This is a genomic window from Pseudomonas baltica, from assembly GCF_031880315.1.
GTDB lineage: Bacteria > Pseudomonadota > Gammaproteobacteria > Pseudomonadales > Pseudomonadaceae > Aquipseudomonas.
In genome coordinates, this window is the sequence record NZ_CP134771.1 from 2,891,690 (window position 1) to 2,907,500 (window position 15,811).

General features: G+C 55.4%; 11 protein-coding genes, 6 tRNA genes and 3 rRNA genes (1 of these 20 only partly in view). 1 reads left to right on the forward strand and 19 read right to left on the reverse strand.

What is annotated here, in order from left to right; genetic code table 11:
• Window positions 1-23: 23 nt before the first annotated feature.
• From rpoB to birA, 14 genes are all read right to left on the reverse strand, one after another.
• Window positions 24-4,097, reverse strand: a complete 4,074-nt coding sequence (gene rpoB, locus REH34_RS12900; protein WP_226507482.1) for a DNA-directed RNA polymerase subunit beta — start codon at window positions 4,095-4,097, stop codon at window positions 24-26.
• 216 nt (window positions 4,098-4,313) lie between these two features.
• Window positions 4,314-4,676, reverse strand: a complete 363-nt coding sequence (gene rplL, locus REH34_RS12905) for a 50S ribosomal protein L7/L12 (protein ID WP_226507483.1) — start codon at window positions 4,674-4,676, stop codon at window positions 4,314-4,316.
• A gap of 78 nt (window positions 4,677-4,754) precedes the next feature.
• Window positions 4,755-5,255 carry a 50S ribosomal protein L10 gene (gene rplJ, locus REH34_RS12910; RefSeq protein ID WP_226507484.1) on the reverse strand — a complete coding sequence of 167 codons (501 nt, stop codon included), beginning with the start codon at window positions 5,253-5,255 and terminating at the stop codon, window positions 4,755-4,757.
• A gap of 202 nt (window positions 5,256-5,457) precedes the next feature.
• Window positions 5,458-6,153, reverse strand: coding sequence for a 50S ribosomal protein L1 (gene rplA / locus REH34_RS12915; protein ID WP_226507485.1), 696 nt, complete (start codon window positions 6,151-6,153; stop codon window positions 5,458-5,460).
• A complete protein-coding gene (rplK, locus tag REH34_RS12920; protein WP_226507486.1) occupies window positions 6,153-6,584 on the reverse strand; it encodes a 50S ribosomal protein L11 in 432 nt (143 codons plus the stop codon). The genes rplA and rplK overlap by 1 nt, the downstream gene beginning before the upstream one ends.
• Before the next feature lie 115 nt (window positions 6,585-6,699).
• The gene (gene nusG / locus REH34_RS12925; protein ID WP_003186097.1) at window positions 6,700-7,233 is read right to left on the reverse strand and encodes a transcription termination/antitermination protein NusG; all 534 of its coding nucleotides are present in this window, start codon (window positions 7,231-7,233) and stop codon (window positions 6,700-6,702) included.
• Between the two features lie 9 nt (window positions 7,234-7,242).
• Complete coding sequence (gene secE, locus REH34_RS12930; RefSeq protein WP_226507487.1) at window positions 7,243-7,611, reverse strand: preprotein translocase subunit SecE; 369 nt, start codon at window positions 7,609-7,611, stop codon at window positions 7,243-7,245.
• Between the two features lie 45 nt (window positions 7,612-7,656).
• Window positions 7,657-7,732, reverse strand: a tRNA-Trp gene (locus tag REH34_RS12935).
• A 191-nt stretch (window positions 7,733-7,923) separates the two neighbouring features.
• A tRNA-Thr gene (locus REH34_RS12940) sits at window positions 7,924-7,999 on the reverse strand.
• A 26-nt stretch (window positions 8,000-8,025) separates the two neighbouring features.
• Window positions 8,026-8,099: transfer RNA gene (locus tag REH34_RS12945), tRNA-Gly, on the reverse strand.
• Window positions 8,100-8,123: 24 nt separating this feature from the next.
• Window positions 8,124-8,208 (reverse strand) — tRNA-Tyr (locus REH34_RS12950).
• 144 nt (window positions 8,209-8,352) lie between these two features.
• Window positions 8,353-8,802, reverse strand: a complete 450-nt coding sequence (locus REH34_RS12955) for a hypothetical protein (RefSeq protein WP_311971831.1) — start codon at window positions 8,800-8,802, stop codon at window positions 8,353-8,355.
• A gap of 7 nt (window positions 8,803-8,809) precedes the next feature.
• On the reverse strand, window positions 8,810-9,559 hold the full coding sequence (locus REH34_RS12960; RefSeq protein WP_311971832.1) for a pantothenate kinase: 750 nt from the start codon (window positions 9,557-9,559) through the stop codon (window positions 8,810-8,812).
• Entirely contained in the window at window positions 9,549-10,508 is a 960-nt protein-coding gene (gene birA, locus REH34_RS12965; protein WP_226507490.1) for a bifunctional biotin--[acetyl-CoA-carboxylase] ligase/biotin operon repressor BirA, read from the reverse strand. Before birA ends, REH34_RS12960 begins: the two co-directional genes overlap by 11 nt.
• A 167-nt stretch (window positions 10,509-10,675) precedes the next feature.
• On the opposite strand from birA, the gene REH34_RS12970 reads away from it, so the two are divergent.
• Window positions 10,676-11,841, forward strand: a protein-coding gene (locus tag REH34_RS12970) for an IS3 family transposase (RefSeq protein ID WP_311971833.1) whose coding sequence is annotated in 2 segments (ribosomal slippage) — window positions 10,676-10,931 and window positions 10,931-11,841 — 1,167 coding nt in all. Because the reading frame shifts where the segments join, the coding sequence is not laid out codon by codon here.
• A gap of 155 nt (window positions 11,842-11,996) precedes the next feature.
• Here REH34_RS12970 and rrf read toward each other — a convergent pair.
• The 5 genes from rrf to REH34_RS12995 all read right to left on the reverse strand — a co-directional run.
• Window positions 11,997-12,112: ribosomal RNA gene (gene rrf, locus REH34_RS12975) — 5S ribosomal RNA — on the reverse strand.
• A 161-nt stretch (window positions 12,113-12,273) separates the two neighbouring features.
• Window positions 12,274-15,166 (reverse strand): 23S ribosomal RNA (locus REH34_RS12980).
• Between the two features lie 244 nt (window positions 15,167-15,410).
• A tRNA-Ala gene (locus REH34_RS12985) sits at window positions 15,411-15,486 on the reverse strand.
• A gap of 30 nt (window positions 15,487-15,516) precedes the next feature.
• Window positions 15,517-15,593, reverse strand: a tRNA-Ile gene (locus tag REH34_RS12990).
• Window positions 15,594-15,674: 81 nt separating this feature from the next.
• Window positions 15,675-15,811 (reverse strand): 16S ribosomal RNA (locus REH34_RS12995); it runs 1,400 nt beyond the window's last position.
• The 16S, 23S and 5S rRNA genes sit together here with 2 tRNA genes alongside, the layout of an rRNA operon.

The following is a 15,811-nucleotide window of genomic DNA, read 5'->3' on the forward strand; positions in this document are numbered from 1 at the left end:
CCGCTCTCGATTCGCGTCGCGTGTTATTCGGTTTCCAGATCGATATCGATACCGAGAGAACGAATCTCTTTGATCAACACGTTGAAGGACTCGGGCATGCCCGGCTCCATACGGTGATCGCCGTCCACGATGTTCTTGTACATCTTGGTACGACCGTTCACATCGTCCGACTTCACTGTGAGCATTTCCTGCAGAGTGTAGGCGGCGCCGTATGCTTCCAGTGCCCAGACCTCCATCTCCCCGAAACGCTGACCACCGAACTGAGCCTTACCACCCAGCGGCTGCTGGGTAACCAGGCTGTAAGAACCAGTGGAACGCGCGTGCATCTTGTCGTCCACCAAGTGGTTCAGTTTCAGCATGTACATGTAGCCAACGGTGACATGACGCTCGAACTTGTTGCCGGTACGGCCGTCGAACAGCTGCATCTGGCCGCTTTCCGGCAGGTCTGCCAGTTTCAGCATGGCCTTGATTTCGCTTTCCTTGGCACCGTCGAACACCGGAGTGGCCATCGGTACGCCGGCACGCAGGTTCTTCGCCAGGTCGAGAATTTCCTGGTCGCTGAAGCTTTCCAGGTTTTCTTGACGGCCACCGATCTCGTTGTAGATCTCGGTGAGGAACTTGCGCAGCTCGATCACTTTGCGCTGCTCTTCGAGCATGCGGTTGATCTTCTCGCCCAGGCCTTTGGCCGCGAGGCCCAGGTGGGTTTCAAGGATCTGACCGACGTTCATACGCGAAGGTACGCCCAACGGGTTCAAGACGACGTCGACCGGAGTACCGTATTCGTCGTGCGGCATGTCTTCGACCGGCATGATCACCGAGACTACACCTTTGTTACCGTGACGACCGGCCATCTTGTCGCCCGGCTGAATGCGACGACGAATGGCAAGGTAGACCTTGACGATCTTCAGCACGCCCGGCGCCAGGTCATCGCCCTGTTGCAGCTTGCGCTTCTTGTCTTCGAACTTGTCGTCCAGCAGACGGCGACGGTCAACGATGTAGGCTTGAGCCTTCTCGAGTTGCTCGTTCAGCGCGTCTTCAGCCATGCGCAGTTTGAACCACTGGCCATGCTCGAGACCGTCGAGAACTTCGTTGGTGATTTCCAGACCTTTCTTCAGGCCGGCACCACCTTCGACGATCTGACCTACCAGAGCCGAACGCAGACGTTCGAAGGTTGCGCCTTCGACAATGCGGAACTCTTCGTTGAGGTCCTTGCGGATTTCGTCCAGCTGCGATTTTTCAATCGACAGCGCACGGGCATCACGCTCGACACCATCACGGGTGAAGACCTGTACATCGATGACAGTACCTTTGGTGCCAGTAGGCACACGCAGAGAGGTGTCTTTGACGTCGCTGGCCTTCTCGCCGAAGATCGCACGCAGCAGTTTTTCTTCCGGAGTCAGTTGGGTCTCGCCTTTCGGAGTGACCTTGCCGACCAGGATGTCGCCGGCGCCGACTTCGGCACCTACGTAAACGATACCGGCTTCGTCCAGCTTGTTCAGCGCCGCTTCACCCACGTTCGGGATGTCGGCAGTGATTTCCTCTGGCCCCAGCTTGGTATCACGCGCCACACAGGTCAGTTCCTGGATGTGGATCGTGGTGAAGCGGTCTTCCTGTACCACACGCTCGGACAGGCAGATGGAGTCTTCGAAGTTGTAACCGTTCCAGGCCATGAACGCGATGCGCATGTTCTGACCCAGTGCCAACTCGCCCATGTCGGTGGACGGACCATCGGCCATGATGTCGCTGCGCTCTACCTGATCACCCTTGCGAACCAGCGGACGCTGGTTGATGCAGGTGTTCTGGTTGGAGCGGGTGTACTTGGTCAGGTTGTAGATGTCGACACCGGCTTCGCCAGTTTCAACTTCGTCATCGTTGACACGTACCACGATACGGCTGGCATCGACGGAATCGATCACGCCACCACGACGAGCCACGACGCAAACGCCGGAGTCACGGGCTACGTTACGCTCCATGCCGGTACCGACCAGCGGCTTGTCGGCACGCAGGGTAGGTACAGCTTGACGCTGCATGTTCGAACCCATCAACGCACGGTTGGCGTCATCGTGCTCGAGGAACGGGATCAGCGACGCGGCGACCGAAACGACCTGCTTCGGCGAGACGTCCATCAAGGTGACGTCTTCCGGCGCCTTGACGGTGAACTCGTTCAGGTGACGAACGGCTACCAGCTCGTCGATCAGCATTTTCTTGTCGTTCATCGTGGCCGAAGCCTGAGCGATCACGTGATCAGCTTCTTCGATGGCAGACAGGAACACGATCTCGTCGGTGACCAGACCGTCTTTCACCACACGGTACGGGCTCTCGAGGAAACCGTACTGGTTGGTGCGAGCATAGGCAGCCAGGGAGTTGATCAGACCGATGTTCGGACCTTCCGGCGTTTCGATCGGGCAAACACGACCGTAGTGCGTCGGGTGTACGTCACGAACTTCGAAGCCTGCACGCTCACGGGTCAGACCACCAGGGCCGAGTGCAGAGACACGGCGCTTGTGGGTGATCTCGGACAGCGGGTTGTTCTGGTCCATGAACTGCGAGAGCTGGCTGGAACCGAAGAACTCCTTGACCGCGGCCGCGACTGGCTTGGCGTTGATCAGGTCCTGAGGCATCAGGCCTTCGCTTTCGGCCATCGACAGACGTTCCTTGACCGCACGCTCTACGCGCACCAGGCCAACACGGAACTGGTTCTCGGCCATTTCGCCGACGCAACGCACGCGACGGTTACCGAGGTGGTCGATGTCATCGACGATACCTTTACCGTTGCGGATGTCGACCAGAGTCTTCAGTACGGCAACGATATCGTCCTTGCTCAGCACGCCCGAACCTTCGATCTCGGTACGACCGATACGACGGTTGAACTTCATGCGGCCTACAGCGGACAGATCGTAGCGCTCAGGGCTGAAGAACAGGTTGTTGAACAGGGTCTCGGCAGCATCCTTGGTAGGTGGCTCGCCAGGTCGCATCATCCGATAGATTTCGACCAGGGCTTCCAGCTGATTGCTGGTGGAGTCGATCTTCAGGGTATCGGAGATGAACGGACCGCAGTCGATGTCGTTGGTGTACAACGTTTCGATGCGCACGACCTGGCCCTTGACGACTTTCGCCAGGATGTCGGTGGTCAGTTCGGTGTTGCATTCAGCCAGGATTTCGCCGGTAGCCGGGTGCACGATCGCCTTGGCAGTAGTACGGCCAAGAACGTAGTCGATAGGCACGGCCAGCGTCTTGATGTTGGCTTTTTCGATCTGGTTGATGTGGCGAGCCGTGATCCGACGGCCAGCCTCGACGATGACCTTGCCAGCGGTATCGAGGATATCCAGAGCAGCGATTTCACCACGCAGGCGCTGAGGCACCAGCTCCAGGTTGAGGGTTTCGCCCTCTACGTGGAATACGTTGGTGGTATAGAAGGAGTCCAGGACTTCTTCAGTGGTGTAGCCCAACGCGCGCAACAGTACCGAGGCAGGCAGCTTGCGACGACGGTCGATCCGGACGAATACACAGTCTTTCGGATCGAACTCGAAGTCCAGCCACGAACCGCGGTAAGGAATGATGCGAGCGGAGTACAGCAGCTTGCCCGAGCTGTGCGTCTTGCCACGGTCGTGGTCGAAGAACACGCCAGGGGAACGGTGCAGCTGGGAAACAATCACACGCTCGGTACCGTTGATTACGAAGGTACCGTTCTCAGTCATCAATGGGATTTCGCCCATGTAGACTTCTTGCTCTTTGATGTCCTTGATCGCTTTGTTCGACGATTCTTTGTCGAAAATGATCAGGCGCACTTTTACTCGCAACGGGACCGCAAAGGTCACGCCACGCAGGACACATTCTTTGACATCAAAGGCCGGTTCGCCCAGACGATAGCCAACGTACTCCAAGGCGGCGTTGCCGGAGTAGCTGATGATCGGGAAAACAGATTTGAAGGCCGCATGCAGGCCCACGTCGCGGAACTGATCCTTGTTCGCTCCCGCCTGCAAGAATTCACGATACGAATCCAGCTGGATGGCCAGGAGGTAAGGCACATCCATGACGTCCGGCAACTTGCTAAAGTCCTTGCGGATACGTTTTTTCTCAGTGTATGAGTAAGCCATCAGCGTTCCCCAGCTTGGTCACCTGCTTGTTTGGCCCCTCCCGACGGAGCAGCCAGAAAATCTTGCAAACCCCATGGTTTGCCCACCCCTCGAGGTGGTTACAGCGCGTTACTGACACCGACCCAGTCGGCTGGCAGTAACGGAAAAAGGCCGGTGGCATGAGCCACCAGCCATCAGCCTTTCGCTTGACGCTCGGGCTGGAGACGCAAGGTCGAGTTACTTGACTTCGACTTTGGCGCCTGCTTCTTCCAGAGCAGCCTTGATCTTGTCGGCTTCTTCTTTCGAAGCGCCTTCTTTGACCATGCCCAGGTCATCAACGACAGCCTTGGCTTCTTTCAGGCCCAGACCGGTGATTTCACGTACAGCTTTGATGACGTTTACTTTCTTCTCGCCCGACTCAACCAGTTTAACGTTGAATTCAGTTTGCTCTTCAACGACAGCGGCAGCAGCAGCTGGGCCGGCCGAAGCAGCAGCGGCGCTAACGCCGAATTTTTCTTCGAAAGCTTTGATCAGCTCAACAACCTGCAGAACCGACATTTCAGCTACGGCGTTGAGGATATCGTCTTGGGAGATAGACATTGCTGTAATTCCTGAATTGGGGGACGGCCTATGGGGCCATCTAAATAAACAAAAATACGCGAGGGAGACTGCTCAGCCTTAGGCTGCGGCAGCTTCTTTTTGCTCGCGAACTGCGGCCAGAGTACGAGCCAACTTGCTGGTAGCGCCTTGAATCACGCTCATCAGCTGAGAAATAGCTTCGTTACGGGTCGGCAGTGTTGCCAGTACGTCGATTTCGTTTGCTGCGAGGAACTTGCCCTCGAACGCAGCTGCCTTGATCTCGAACTTGTCCTGACCTTTCGCGAATTCCTTGAACAGACGGGCAGCAGCGCCAGGATGTTCGTTGGAGAAAGCGATCAAGGTCGGGCCGGTGAACACGTCGTTGAGGACACTGTATTGAGTGTCGGCAACAGCGCGCTTGAGCAGGGTGTTACGTACAACACGTACGTAAACGCCAGCTTCACGAGCCTCTTTACGGAGTCCGGTCATTGCGCCTACTGTAACGCCACGGGCATCAGCCACAACAGCGGACAGAGCGACTTTGGCAGCCTCGTTGACTTCAGCGACGATGGCCTTCTTGTCTTCGAGATAAATTGCCACGGGTTAACTCCTGCTTGTTACCGTTTCATCTGGCCGAGGCCGGATGTCGTTTTGGTGTCTGATTCGGTAAGGAACCGGGAGCACCATCTGCGTAGGCTTGTGTTTTAAGACTCGCGTCGCCTACGGTCTTGGATAGCCCCCGCCAGGCAGGGACCCCAATCTTTCATGTTGCCAGGGCAGTAACCCGCCCCGACAAGCAGTGTTACGCAGTCAGCGAGCTCTGATCGATAACCAGACCTGGGCCCATAGTGGTGCTCAGGGTAACGCGCTTGACATAGATACCTTTCGAAGAAGCTGGCTTGATACGCTTCAGATCAGCGATCAGGGCTTCAACGTTTTCCTTCAGCTTGACGGCGTCGAAACCGACTTTGCCAACGGAAGTGTGGATGATGCCGTTCTTGTCGGTGCGATAACGAACCTGACCAGCCTTCGCGTTCTTGACCGCGGTGGCGACGTCTGGGGTTACGGTGCCGACTTTAGGGTTAGGCATCAGGCCACGCGGACCGAGGATCTGACCCAGTTGACCTACAACACGCATCGCGTCCGGGGAGGCGATAACGACGTCGTAGTTCAGGTCGCCGCCTTTCATTTCGGCAGCCAGGTCGTCCATGCCAACGCGATCGGCGCCGGCAGCCAGAGCTGCTTCAGCAGCTGGGCCCTGGGTGAAAACAGCAACGCGTACGGTCTTGCCAGTGCCGTGTGGCAGCACAGTAGCGCTACGAACGACCTGGTCGGATTTACGCGGGTCAACGCCCAGGTTCACGGCGATGTCGAAAGACTCGCTGAACTTGACGGTCGACAGCTCAGCCAGCAGGCCGGCGGCTTCTTCGAAGTTGTAGAACTTGCCAGCTTCGATTTTGGAAGCAATAGCTTTTTGGCGCTTAGTCAGCTTAGCCATTACACACCCTCCACGTTGAGGCCCATGCTGCGAGCAGAACCGGCGATAGTACGCACGGCAGCATCCAGGTCAGCAGCAGTCAGATCAGCCTTTTTAGCGTTGGCGATATCTTCCAGCTGAGCACGGGTGACGGTGCCAACTTTAACGGTGTTCGGACGTGCAGAACCGCTGGTCAGGCCAGCTGCTTTCTTCAACAGAACCGAAGCAGGGGTGCTTTTGGTTTCAAAGGTGAAGCTACGGTCGCTGTAGACAGTGATGATCACTGGGGTCGGCAGGCCGGCTTCTTGACCCAGGGTACGGGCGTTGAAGGCCTTGCAGAACTCCATGATGTTCACGCCATGTTGACCCAGAGCCGGGCCGACGGGCGGGCTTGGGTTGGCCTGGCCGGCCTTTACTTGCAGCTTGATGTAAGCCGTGATTTTCTTAGCCATGAGCTACTCCACTATTGGGTACAGGCGCCTTGCGGCTCCCCAGTTGCTTGCGTTTTATCCCAGAGACGACAAAACCCCGCAGCTTACGCCTGCGGGGCATGGGATCCGTTTCCAATCAGACCTTTTCGACCTGACTGAACTCGAGCTCTACCGGAGTAGAGCGACCGAAAATGAGCACCGCCACTTGGATCCGGCTCTTTTCGTAGTTAACTTCTTCGACAGTGCCGTTGAAATCAGCGAACGGACCATCGGTGACACGAACCACTTCACCCGGCTCGAACAGCGTCTTGGGCTTCGGCTTGTCGCTGCCATCGGCAACGCGACGAAGGATAGCTTCTGCTTCCTTGTCAGTGATCGGTGCAGGCTTATCCGCAGTACCGCCGATGAAACCCATCACCCGAGGAGTATCCTTGACCAAGTGCCAAGTACCCTCGTTCATATCCATCTGCACCAGCACGTAACCTGGGAAGAACTTGCGCTCGCTTTTGCGCTTCTGGCCATTACGCATTTCCACCACTTCTTCAGTGGGGACCAGAATTTCGCCAAAGCCGTCTTCCATGCCAGCCAGCTTTACACGCTCTACCAAAGAGCGCATAACATGCTTCTCGTAACCCGAGTAAGCATGCACAACGTACCAACGCTTAGCCACGGGACACCCTTAGCCTACAATCAGGGAAACAAGCCAGCCGAGCAGGGAATCTAGCCCCCACAACAGCAAAGCCATGACCAGAACGACCGCCACTACAATCAGTGTGGTCTGCGTAGTCTCTTGGCGGGTAGGCCAAACGACTTTACGAATCTCGCCGCGAGCTTCCTTCGCCAGGACAAAGAACGACTTGCCTTTAGCTGTTTGCAAGGCCGTGAAGGCAGCAACAGCAGCAATGACGATCAGAGCCAGAACGCGATACAGGATTGGCGATGCGGAGAAATACTGATTTCCGACAACACCTACCACCACCAAAGCGACCACAACAAGCCACTTGAGCAGATCGAAGCGAGAGTCTTGGGCTTCAGCCTTGGGAGTCATCTAGGAGGATCCTGTGAAAAGAAAGCCAGACACGTTGAGTGAATCTGGCAGGTCAGGAGGGAATCGAACCCCCAACCTACGGTTTTGGAGACCGTCGCTCTGCCAATTGAGCTACTGACCTAAAACAAAATCAGGCCGACCATTATGCAGGCCTGAAGAACGCTTTACAACTGCTTTCGACAACCTTCGCGTACAACCACCGTCAGCAAGACCAACAGCAACCACGAACCTCGAAACGGGGATCATCTCTATCCACAGAGACAACCCAACCATTAAAACAAAGGCGGATATTTACATATCCGCCTTGTAAAATGGAGCTCTTGAGCGGATTTGAACCGCTGACCTCACCCTTACCAAGGGTGTGCTCTACCAACTGAGCTACAAGAGCAAAACACTGTGCATTAGCAGCAAACATGGAGCGGGTAGCGGGAATCGAACCCGCATCATCAGCTTGGAAGGCTGAGGTTCTACCACTAAACTATACCCGCGAGATTTACTACTCTCGCTAAAAATGGTGGAGGGAGAAGGATTCGAACCTTCGAAGTCGTAGACGTCAGATTTACAGTCTGATCCCTTTGGCCGCTCGGGAACCCCTCCTATTTCGTGGCGGCATTTTCAACTCTTGCCACCACCCTGTCAAGCTTTTTCTCAATTAAATCTTGAGGTTAGCGATTCCGACAGTGCTTTCACAAGGCTCGTACTAGACGCTATCCCTGTGAAGCGGGCGCCATTCTATGCAAACTATTCGGCGGTTGCAATGCCTTCACACGGCATTATTTGATGTTTTGAGTTATTGAATTCGCGAGAGAGCCCGCTCAGAGCCGATTCATCCAGCAAACGCTGGCTTTTCGCATCAATTCGCAGCCAGTGCACGGCGCCCTGATCGCCATTTATCACTTGCGCCTGCGCCTTCACGCCCATCTGAGCCAAACGCTGCTCAAGAGGCAACAAGGCTTCGAGTTGCGGGTATCCGCCTACATAAAGGCAATCTCTTGCGCCCGGAACAGGAGCCAGTGCTTGTGTCGGAGCCGGCGCGCCTCGATCGGTCTCGCTGAGGAGGCGAATGTCCTGCTGGTTACCTTTGTACAAGGACAATGCGCGGATCTCGACAGGCTGTTGGGGCGCCTCCTGCTGATGCCACCCGGCATAAAACACATTCAGTACCAATAACAGCAGGAACAACCAGCGCATAGTCACCTCACGGCAAAGGACAGGCCATGGCCAGGCCGATGAATACAAGGTCAGGCACAACCTGAGCGGTGGGCGCCACTTCGCGCACCAGCTCGGCGTCGCCACCGGTGAGGAAGACGCGGACATCTTCCCCCAGTTGCGAACGAGCCTGCTCGACCTGGGTCAGCACGAAGCCACGCAGCATCAGGGTGCATCCACGCTCTACAGCTTCGACAGTATTTCTTCCGGGCGACATCTCGCTCACCGCCTTTTCCGCGGACAGATCGTCATAGCGAATGCGCCGAGTATGGGTACGGAGCTGACCGCGCATCAACGGCATTCCAGGGCAGATGAAACCGCCCAGGTGCTCGCCGGCCGCAGTCACGAAATCAGAGGTTGCGGCAGTTCCCAAGTCAATGACCACACACGCGGACTGCGCCAGATGAAACGCCCCCAGCACCGCCAGCCAGCGATCGAGCCCCAGGCGCTGGTACTCTTCATAGCCGTTGCGAACGCCGCCCAGCTCCTTGGCGGGCACAGCGCACACCGCTTGCACGGCAAAACCGCGAGCAATGGCTTCGACGAGCTTCGCGGTCTCTTCCTCGGTACGGACGCTGACCAGCCGGCAATGCGCCAGGGTCCCCCCTTGGACCGCAGCTACAGCATCAAGCAGGTCCTGATCGGACCCTACCACACCGCCTGCGACTACCTGCGCACCGCTGATTCGGGTGATACGCCACTTGATAAAGCTGTTACCGCAGTCGAGCTCAAGAATCATCACGCAACCTCAGGCTTAGCTCGCCACCGCTGTAGATCTTTTCTTCGTTGCCCACTTTCAAGCGTAGCGCGCCTTGGGCATCCACTCCCAGGACTGTACCTTCTATGATGGTACTTCCCGCAACGAGAGACGCCGCCTTACCCTGCCACAAGTGATATTGCTCCCACTCCCCTTTGAGCGCATTGAAGCCACCGCTACGATGGCGCGCAAGCAGCGGTCGCAGGTTGTTGTTGAGGGATGCTGCCAGGGTGTTTCTGTCGACCGCCTTGCCTGTCTGCAGCTGCATGGAAGTCCATTGCTGATCGACCTCATGACTCGCCTGCATGTTGACGTTGATACCCACCCCGATCACCACATGACAGACATCGGCAGGGTCGCCCACCAGCTCTAGCAGGATCCCGGCAATCTTCTGTCGCCCGACCAGAACATCATTGGGCCATTTAAGCCCTGCGGTGGATACACCTGACTCACGCAAGGCATGCATCACGGCGAGACCGACCACCAGACTCAGCCCCTCGATCTGGCGCATGCCACCATCGATACGCAAGACCAGACTGTAATAGAGGTTCTGTGCAAACGGACTGATCCATTTGCGGCCACGCCGACCTCTCCCCGCCGTTTGCCGCTCTGCCGTTACCAGGAAGGGCGCATGCGCACCTGCCTCGATCATGCGCAGGGCTTCGGCGTTAGTGGAGTCGATGCTGTCGTGTACATGCACCTGCCAGCGATCATCCGTCGTCGCAGCGACAATAGCCTCAGCGTCGAGGAACGAAAGAGGACTGGCAAGCTGATAGCCGCGGCCGCGCACCTTGTGGATCGATACGCCGAACTCAGCTTCCAATTGCTGCAGCTGTTTCCATATGGCGCTACGGCTCACCCCCAGGGTGGCCCCTAGCGCTTGCCCGGAATGGAATCGACCATCCTTGAGGAGTTTCAACAACGTCAGCATGCCAATCTCGCCTCACAATGAGGCAGGCATGATAGCCATGCACATGACAGTTGCATAGAAAACCGCAGACAAAGTGTGCGGTAACTGAACTGAAGCTTCGCGCTGTAGTGGTCTAATGAAACCGGACACCCATTTAGGCGAGAATGCTCGCCACAGAGAGGTGTCTGATGACCAAGCAACGTCGTACCTTTACCCCTGAGTTCAAGCGCGAGGCGGCGTGCCTGGTGCTCGACCAAGGCTACAGTCATACCGAAGCAGCCCGTTCGCTTGGGCTTTTTGTTGAGTCGGCCTTGCGTCGTTGGGTGAACCAGCTCCAGCAAGAACGTGGCGGTGTTACTCCGACCAGCAAAGCCCTGACGCCTGAGCAGCAAAAAATCCAGGAACTCGAAGCCCGCATCAATCGGCTGGAACGGGAAAAATCCATCTTAAAAAAGGCCACCGCGCTCTTGATGGCCGAGGAACACGAGCGTTCGCGTTAATCGATCAACTGCGGGCTCAAGAGCCGATTGATCTGTTGTGCTCGGTATTTGAAGTAACCCGATCGTGCTACTACGCGTACTGCCGGAAACGTCGGTATCCAGATGCCGAACGGGTGGTTTTGCGCAGCCGCGTGAACGAGCTGTTTACGCAAAGCCGAAGCGCTGCGGGCAGTCGAAGCATCATGCTGATGATGAAAGAGGACGGCATGCAAATCGGGCGATTCAAGGTACGTAAGTTGATGCGCGAGCTGAACTTGATCAGCAAACAACCGGGCTCCCATGCCTACAAGAAGGCCACCGTGGAGCGACCTGATATCCCGAACGTACTTGATCGTGAGTTCAGCGTGGAATCCCCGAACAAGGTCTGGTGCAGTGACATCACGTACGTTTGGGCCGAAGGTCGATGGCACTATCTAGCGGCCGTAATCGATCTTTATGCGCGCCGGGTTGTGGGCTGGGCGTTCTCAGCCAAGCCCGACGCCGACCTGGTGATCAAAGCGCTGGACATGGCCTATGAGCAGCGTGGCCGGCCTCAAAATGTGCTGTTTCACAGCGATCAGGGCAGCCAATACGGCAGCCGGAGTTTCCGCCAGAGACTATGGCGATACCGCTTCACACAGAGCATGAGTCGTCGCGGCAACTGCCACGATAACGCGCCAATGGAGCGGCTATTTCGCAGCCTGAAAACTGAATGGATACCGACGGTGGGCTACATGAGCGCTTCGCTGGCGCAACAGGATATTGGCCGGTTCCTGATGGACCGGTACAACTGGCGGCGACCGCATCAGTTCAACGAAGGGCTAGCGCCTGCGGTCGCTGAGGAAAAACTCAATTCACTGTCCGGGATCAGTTGACCACTACACGCGGGCAGGGCCTACCCCACAGTTGCGTGACGCAGGTGCTGTGCATACTGTGGGAGCAAGGCTTGCCCGCGAAGCTGTTGATTTTGCCAGGCACCACAAAGACAAAACCCCCACCTGCCTTCGCAGATGGGGGTTTCGGAATTGAATCTTGACGATGACCTACTCTCACATGGGGAAACCCCACACTACCATCGGCGATGCATCGTTTCACTGCTGAGTTCGGGATGGGATCAGGTGGTTCCAATGCTCTATGGTCGTCAAGAAATTCTGTTTGCCAGCAGACCGTTTGGGCGGTCTTCCAGCGAATCGGGTATGTGATAATTTGTGGGTGTCGCTTCAGAGTCGACGAACTTTCGGTTCGTGTCATCTCCACAGTCACCGCAATCTGATGCTCTTTCGAGTCGCAAATTGCTTGGGTGTTATATGGTCAAGCCTCACGGGCAATTAGTATTGGTTAGCTCAACGCCTCACAGCGCTTACACACCCAACCTATCAACGTCGTAGTCTTCGACGGCCCTTTAGGGAACTCAAGGTTCCAGTGAGATCTCATCTTGAGGCAAGTTTCCCGCTTAGATGCTTTCAGCGGTTATCTTTCCCGAACATAGCTACCCGGCAATGCCACTGGCGTGACAACCGGAACACCAGAGGTTCGTCCACTCCGGTCCTCTCGTACTAGGAGCAGCCCCTCTCAAATCTCAAACGTCCACGGCAGATAGGGACCGAACTGTCTCACGACGTTCTAAACCCAGCTCGCGTACCACTTTAAATGGCGAACAGCCATACCCTTGGGACCGGCTTCAGCCCCAGGATGTGATGAGCCGACATCGAGGTGCCAAACACCGCCGTCGATATGAACTCTTGGGCGGTATCAGCCTGTTATCCCCGGAGTACCTTTTATCCGTTGAGCGATGGCCCTTCCATACAGAACCACCGGATCACTAAGACCTACTTTCGTACCTGCTCGACGTGTCTGTCTCGCAGTCAAGCGCGCTTTTGCCTTTATACTCTACGACCGATTTCCGACCGGTCTGAGCGCACCTTCGTACTCCTCCGTTACTCTTTAGGAGGAGACCGCCCCAGTCAAACTACCCACCATACACTGTCCTCGATCCGGATAACGGACCTGAGTTAGAACCTCAAAGTTGCCAGGGTGGTATTTCAAGGTTGGCTCCACAAGAACTGGCGTCCTCGCTTCAAAGCCTCCCACCTATCCTACACAAGCAAATTCAAAGTCCAGTGCAAAGCTATAGTAAAGGTTCACGGGGTCTTTCCGTCTAGCCGCGGATACACTGCATCTTCACAGCGATTTCAATTTCACTGAGTCTCGGGTGGAGACAGCGCCGCCATCGTTACGCCATTCGTGCAGGTCGGAACTTACCCGACAAGGAATTTCGCTACCTTAGGACCGTTATAGTTACGGCCGCCGTTTACCGGGGCTTCGATCAAGAGCTTCGCGTGAGCTAACCCCATCAATTAACCTTCCGGCACCGGGCAGGCGTCACACCCTATACGTCCACTTTCGTGTTTGCAGAGTGCTGTGTTTTTAATAAACAGTCGCAGCGGCCTGGTATCTTCGACCGGCATGAGCTTACGGAGCAAGTCCTTCACCCTCACCGGCGCACCTTCTCCCGAAGTTACGGTGCCATTTTGCCTAGTTCCTTCACCCGAGTTCTCTCAAGCGCCTTGGTATTCTCTACCCAACCACCTGTGTCGGTTTGGGGTACGGTTCCTGGTTACCTGAAGCTTAGAAGCTTTTCTTGGAAGCATGGCATCAACCACTTCGCGCTCTAATGAGCACTCGTCATCAGCTCTCGGCCTTAAGATCCCGGATTTACCTAAGATCTCAGCCTACCACCTTAAACTTGGACAACCAACGCCAAGCTGGCCTAGCCTTCTCCGTCCCTCCATCGCAGTAACCAGAAGTACAGGAATATTAACCTGTTTTCCATCGACTACGCTTTTCAGCCTCGCCTTAGGGACCGACTAACCCTGCGTCGATTAACGTTGCGCAGGAAACCTTGGTCTTTCGGCGTGGGTGTTTTTCACACCCATTGTCGTTACTCATGTCAGCATTCGCACTTCTGATACCTCCAGCAAGCTTCTCAACTCACCTTCACAGGCTTACAGAACGCTCCTCTACCGCATCACCAGAAGGTGATACCCGTAGCTTCGGTACCTGGTTTGAGCCCCGTTACATCTTCCGCGCAGGCCGACTCGACTAGTGAGCTATTACGCTTTCTTTAAAGGGTGGCTGCTTCTAAGCCAACCTCCTAGCTGTCTAAGCCTTCCCACATCGTTTCCCACTTAACCAGGATTTTGGGACCTTAGCTGACGGTCTGGGTTGTTTCCCTTTTCACGACGGACGTTAGCACCCGCCGTGTGTCTCCCATGCTCGGCACTTGTAGGTATTCGGAGTTTGCATCGGTTTGGTAAGTCGGGATGACCCCCTAGCCGAAACAGTGCTCTACCCCCTACAGTGATACATGAGGCGCTACCTAAATAGCTTTCGAGGAGAACCAGCTATCTCCGAGCTTGATTAGCCTTTCACTCCGATCCACAGGTCATCCGCTAACTTTTCAACGGTAGTCGGTTCGGTCCTCCAGTTAGTGTTACCCAACCTTCAACCTGCCCATGGATAGATCGCCCGGTTTCGGGTCTATTCCCAGCGACTAAACGCGCTATTAACACTCGCTTTCGCTACGCCTCCCCTATTCGGTTAAGCTCGCCACTGAAAATAAGTCGCTGACCCATTATACAAAAGGTACGCAGTCACAGAACAAAGTCTGCTCCCACTGCTTGTACGCATACGGTTTCAGGATCTATTTCACTCCCCTCTCCGGGGTTCTTTTCGCCTTTCCCTCACGGTACTAGTTCACTATCGGTCAGTCAGTAGTATTTAGCCTTGGAGGATGGTCCCCCCATATTCAGACAAGGTTTCTCGTGCCCCGTCCTACTCGATTTCATGACCAAGAGATTTTCGCGTACAGGGCTATCACCCACTATGGCCGCACTTTCCAGAGCGTTCCGCTAATCTCAAAGCCACTTAAGGGCTGGTCCCCGTTCGCTCGCCACTACTAAGGGAATCTCGGTTGATTTCTTTTCCTCAGGGTACTTAGATGTTTCAGTTCCCCTGGTTCGCTTCCAGCACCTATGTATTCAGTGCAGGATAACTGTCTTATGACAGCTGGGTTCCCCCATTCAGACATCTCCGGATCACAGTCTGTTTGCCGACTTCCCGAAGCTTTTCGCAGGCTACCACGTCTTTCATCGCCTCTGACTGCCAAGGCATCCACCGTATGCGCTTCTTCACTTGACCATATAACCCCAAGCAATCTGGTTATACTGTGAAGACGACATTCGCCGAAAATTCGCAAAACTCTTAAGAGTCACTCACAAATTTTACCTTAGCCTGAATGAACACCAGTGAAAGTGTCATCCAGTCTATCTTTCTATCACATACCCAAATTTTTAAAGAACGATTCTGAAAAAGATCAGAAATCAACACTCAACCATCAATTGATGGAGTGCTCATTTCTAAGCTTTGGCAACGAAGCAGTAAGTGGTGGAGCCAAACGGGATCGAACCGTTGACCTCCTGCGTGCAAGGCAGGCGCTCTCCCAGCTGAGCTATGGCCCCGTATTTCTACAGGCGTTTCCCACACAAAATTGGTGGGTCTGGGCAGATTCGAACTGCCGACCTCACCCTTATCAGGGGTGCGCTCTAACCAACTGAGCTACAGACCCAATTTCGGGCTGCTTCTATCGTCTTCTTCAATGAATCAAGCAATTCGTGTGGGAGCTCATGAGACAGCTGATGTCGTCGATTAAGGAGGTGATCCAGCCGCAGGTTCCCCTACGGCTACCTTGTTACGACTTCACCCCAGTCATGAATCACACCGTGGTAACCGTCCTCCCGAAGGTTAGACTAGCTACTTCTGGTGCAACCCACTCCCATGGTGTGA

Excerpts from the sequence above, each read along its gene's own strand:
- rpoB (WP_226507482.1), bottom strand. The coding sequence starts at position 4,097 with ATGGCTTACTCATACACTGAGAAAAAACGTATCCGCAAGGACTTTAGC.
- rplL (WP_226507483.1), bottom strand. The coding sequence starts at position 4,676 with ATGTCTATCTCCCAAGACGATATCCTCAACGCCGTAGCTGAAATGTCG.
- rplA (WP_226507485.1), bottom strand. The coding sequence starts at position 6,153 with ATGGCTAAGCTGACTAAGCGCCAAAAAGCTATTGCTTCCAAAATCGAA.
- rplK (WP_226507486.1), bottom strand. The coding sequence starts at position 6,584 with ATGGCTAAGAAAATCACGGCTTACATCAAGCTGCAAGTAAAGGCCGGC.
- secE (WP_226507487.1), bottom strand. The coding sequence starts at position 7,611 with ATGACTCCCAAGGCTGAAGCCCAAGACTCTCGCTTCGATCTGCTCAAG.
- REH34_RS12955 (WP_311971831.1), bottom strand. The coding sequence starts at position 8,802 with ATGCGCTGGTTGTTCCTGCTGTTATTGGTACTGAATGTGTTTTATGCC.
- REH34_RS12960 (WP_311971832.1), bottom strand. The coding sequence starts at position 9,559 with ATGATTCTTGAGCTCGACTGCGGTAACAGCTTTATCAAGTGGCGTATC.
- birA (WP_226507490.1), bottom strand. The coding sequence starts at position 10,508 with ATGCTGACGTTGTTGAAACTCCTCAAGGATGGTCGATTCCATTCCGGG.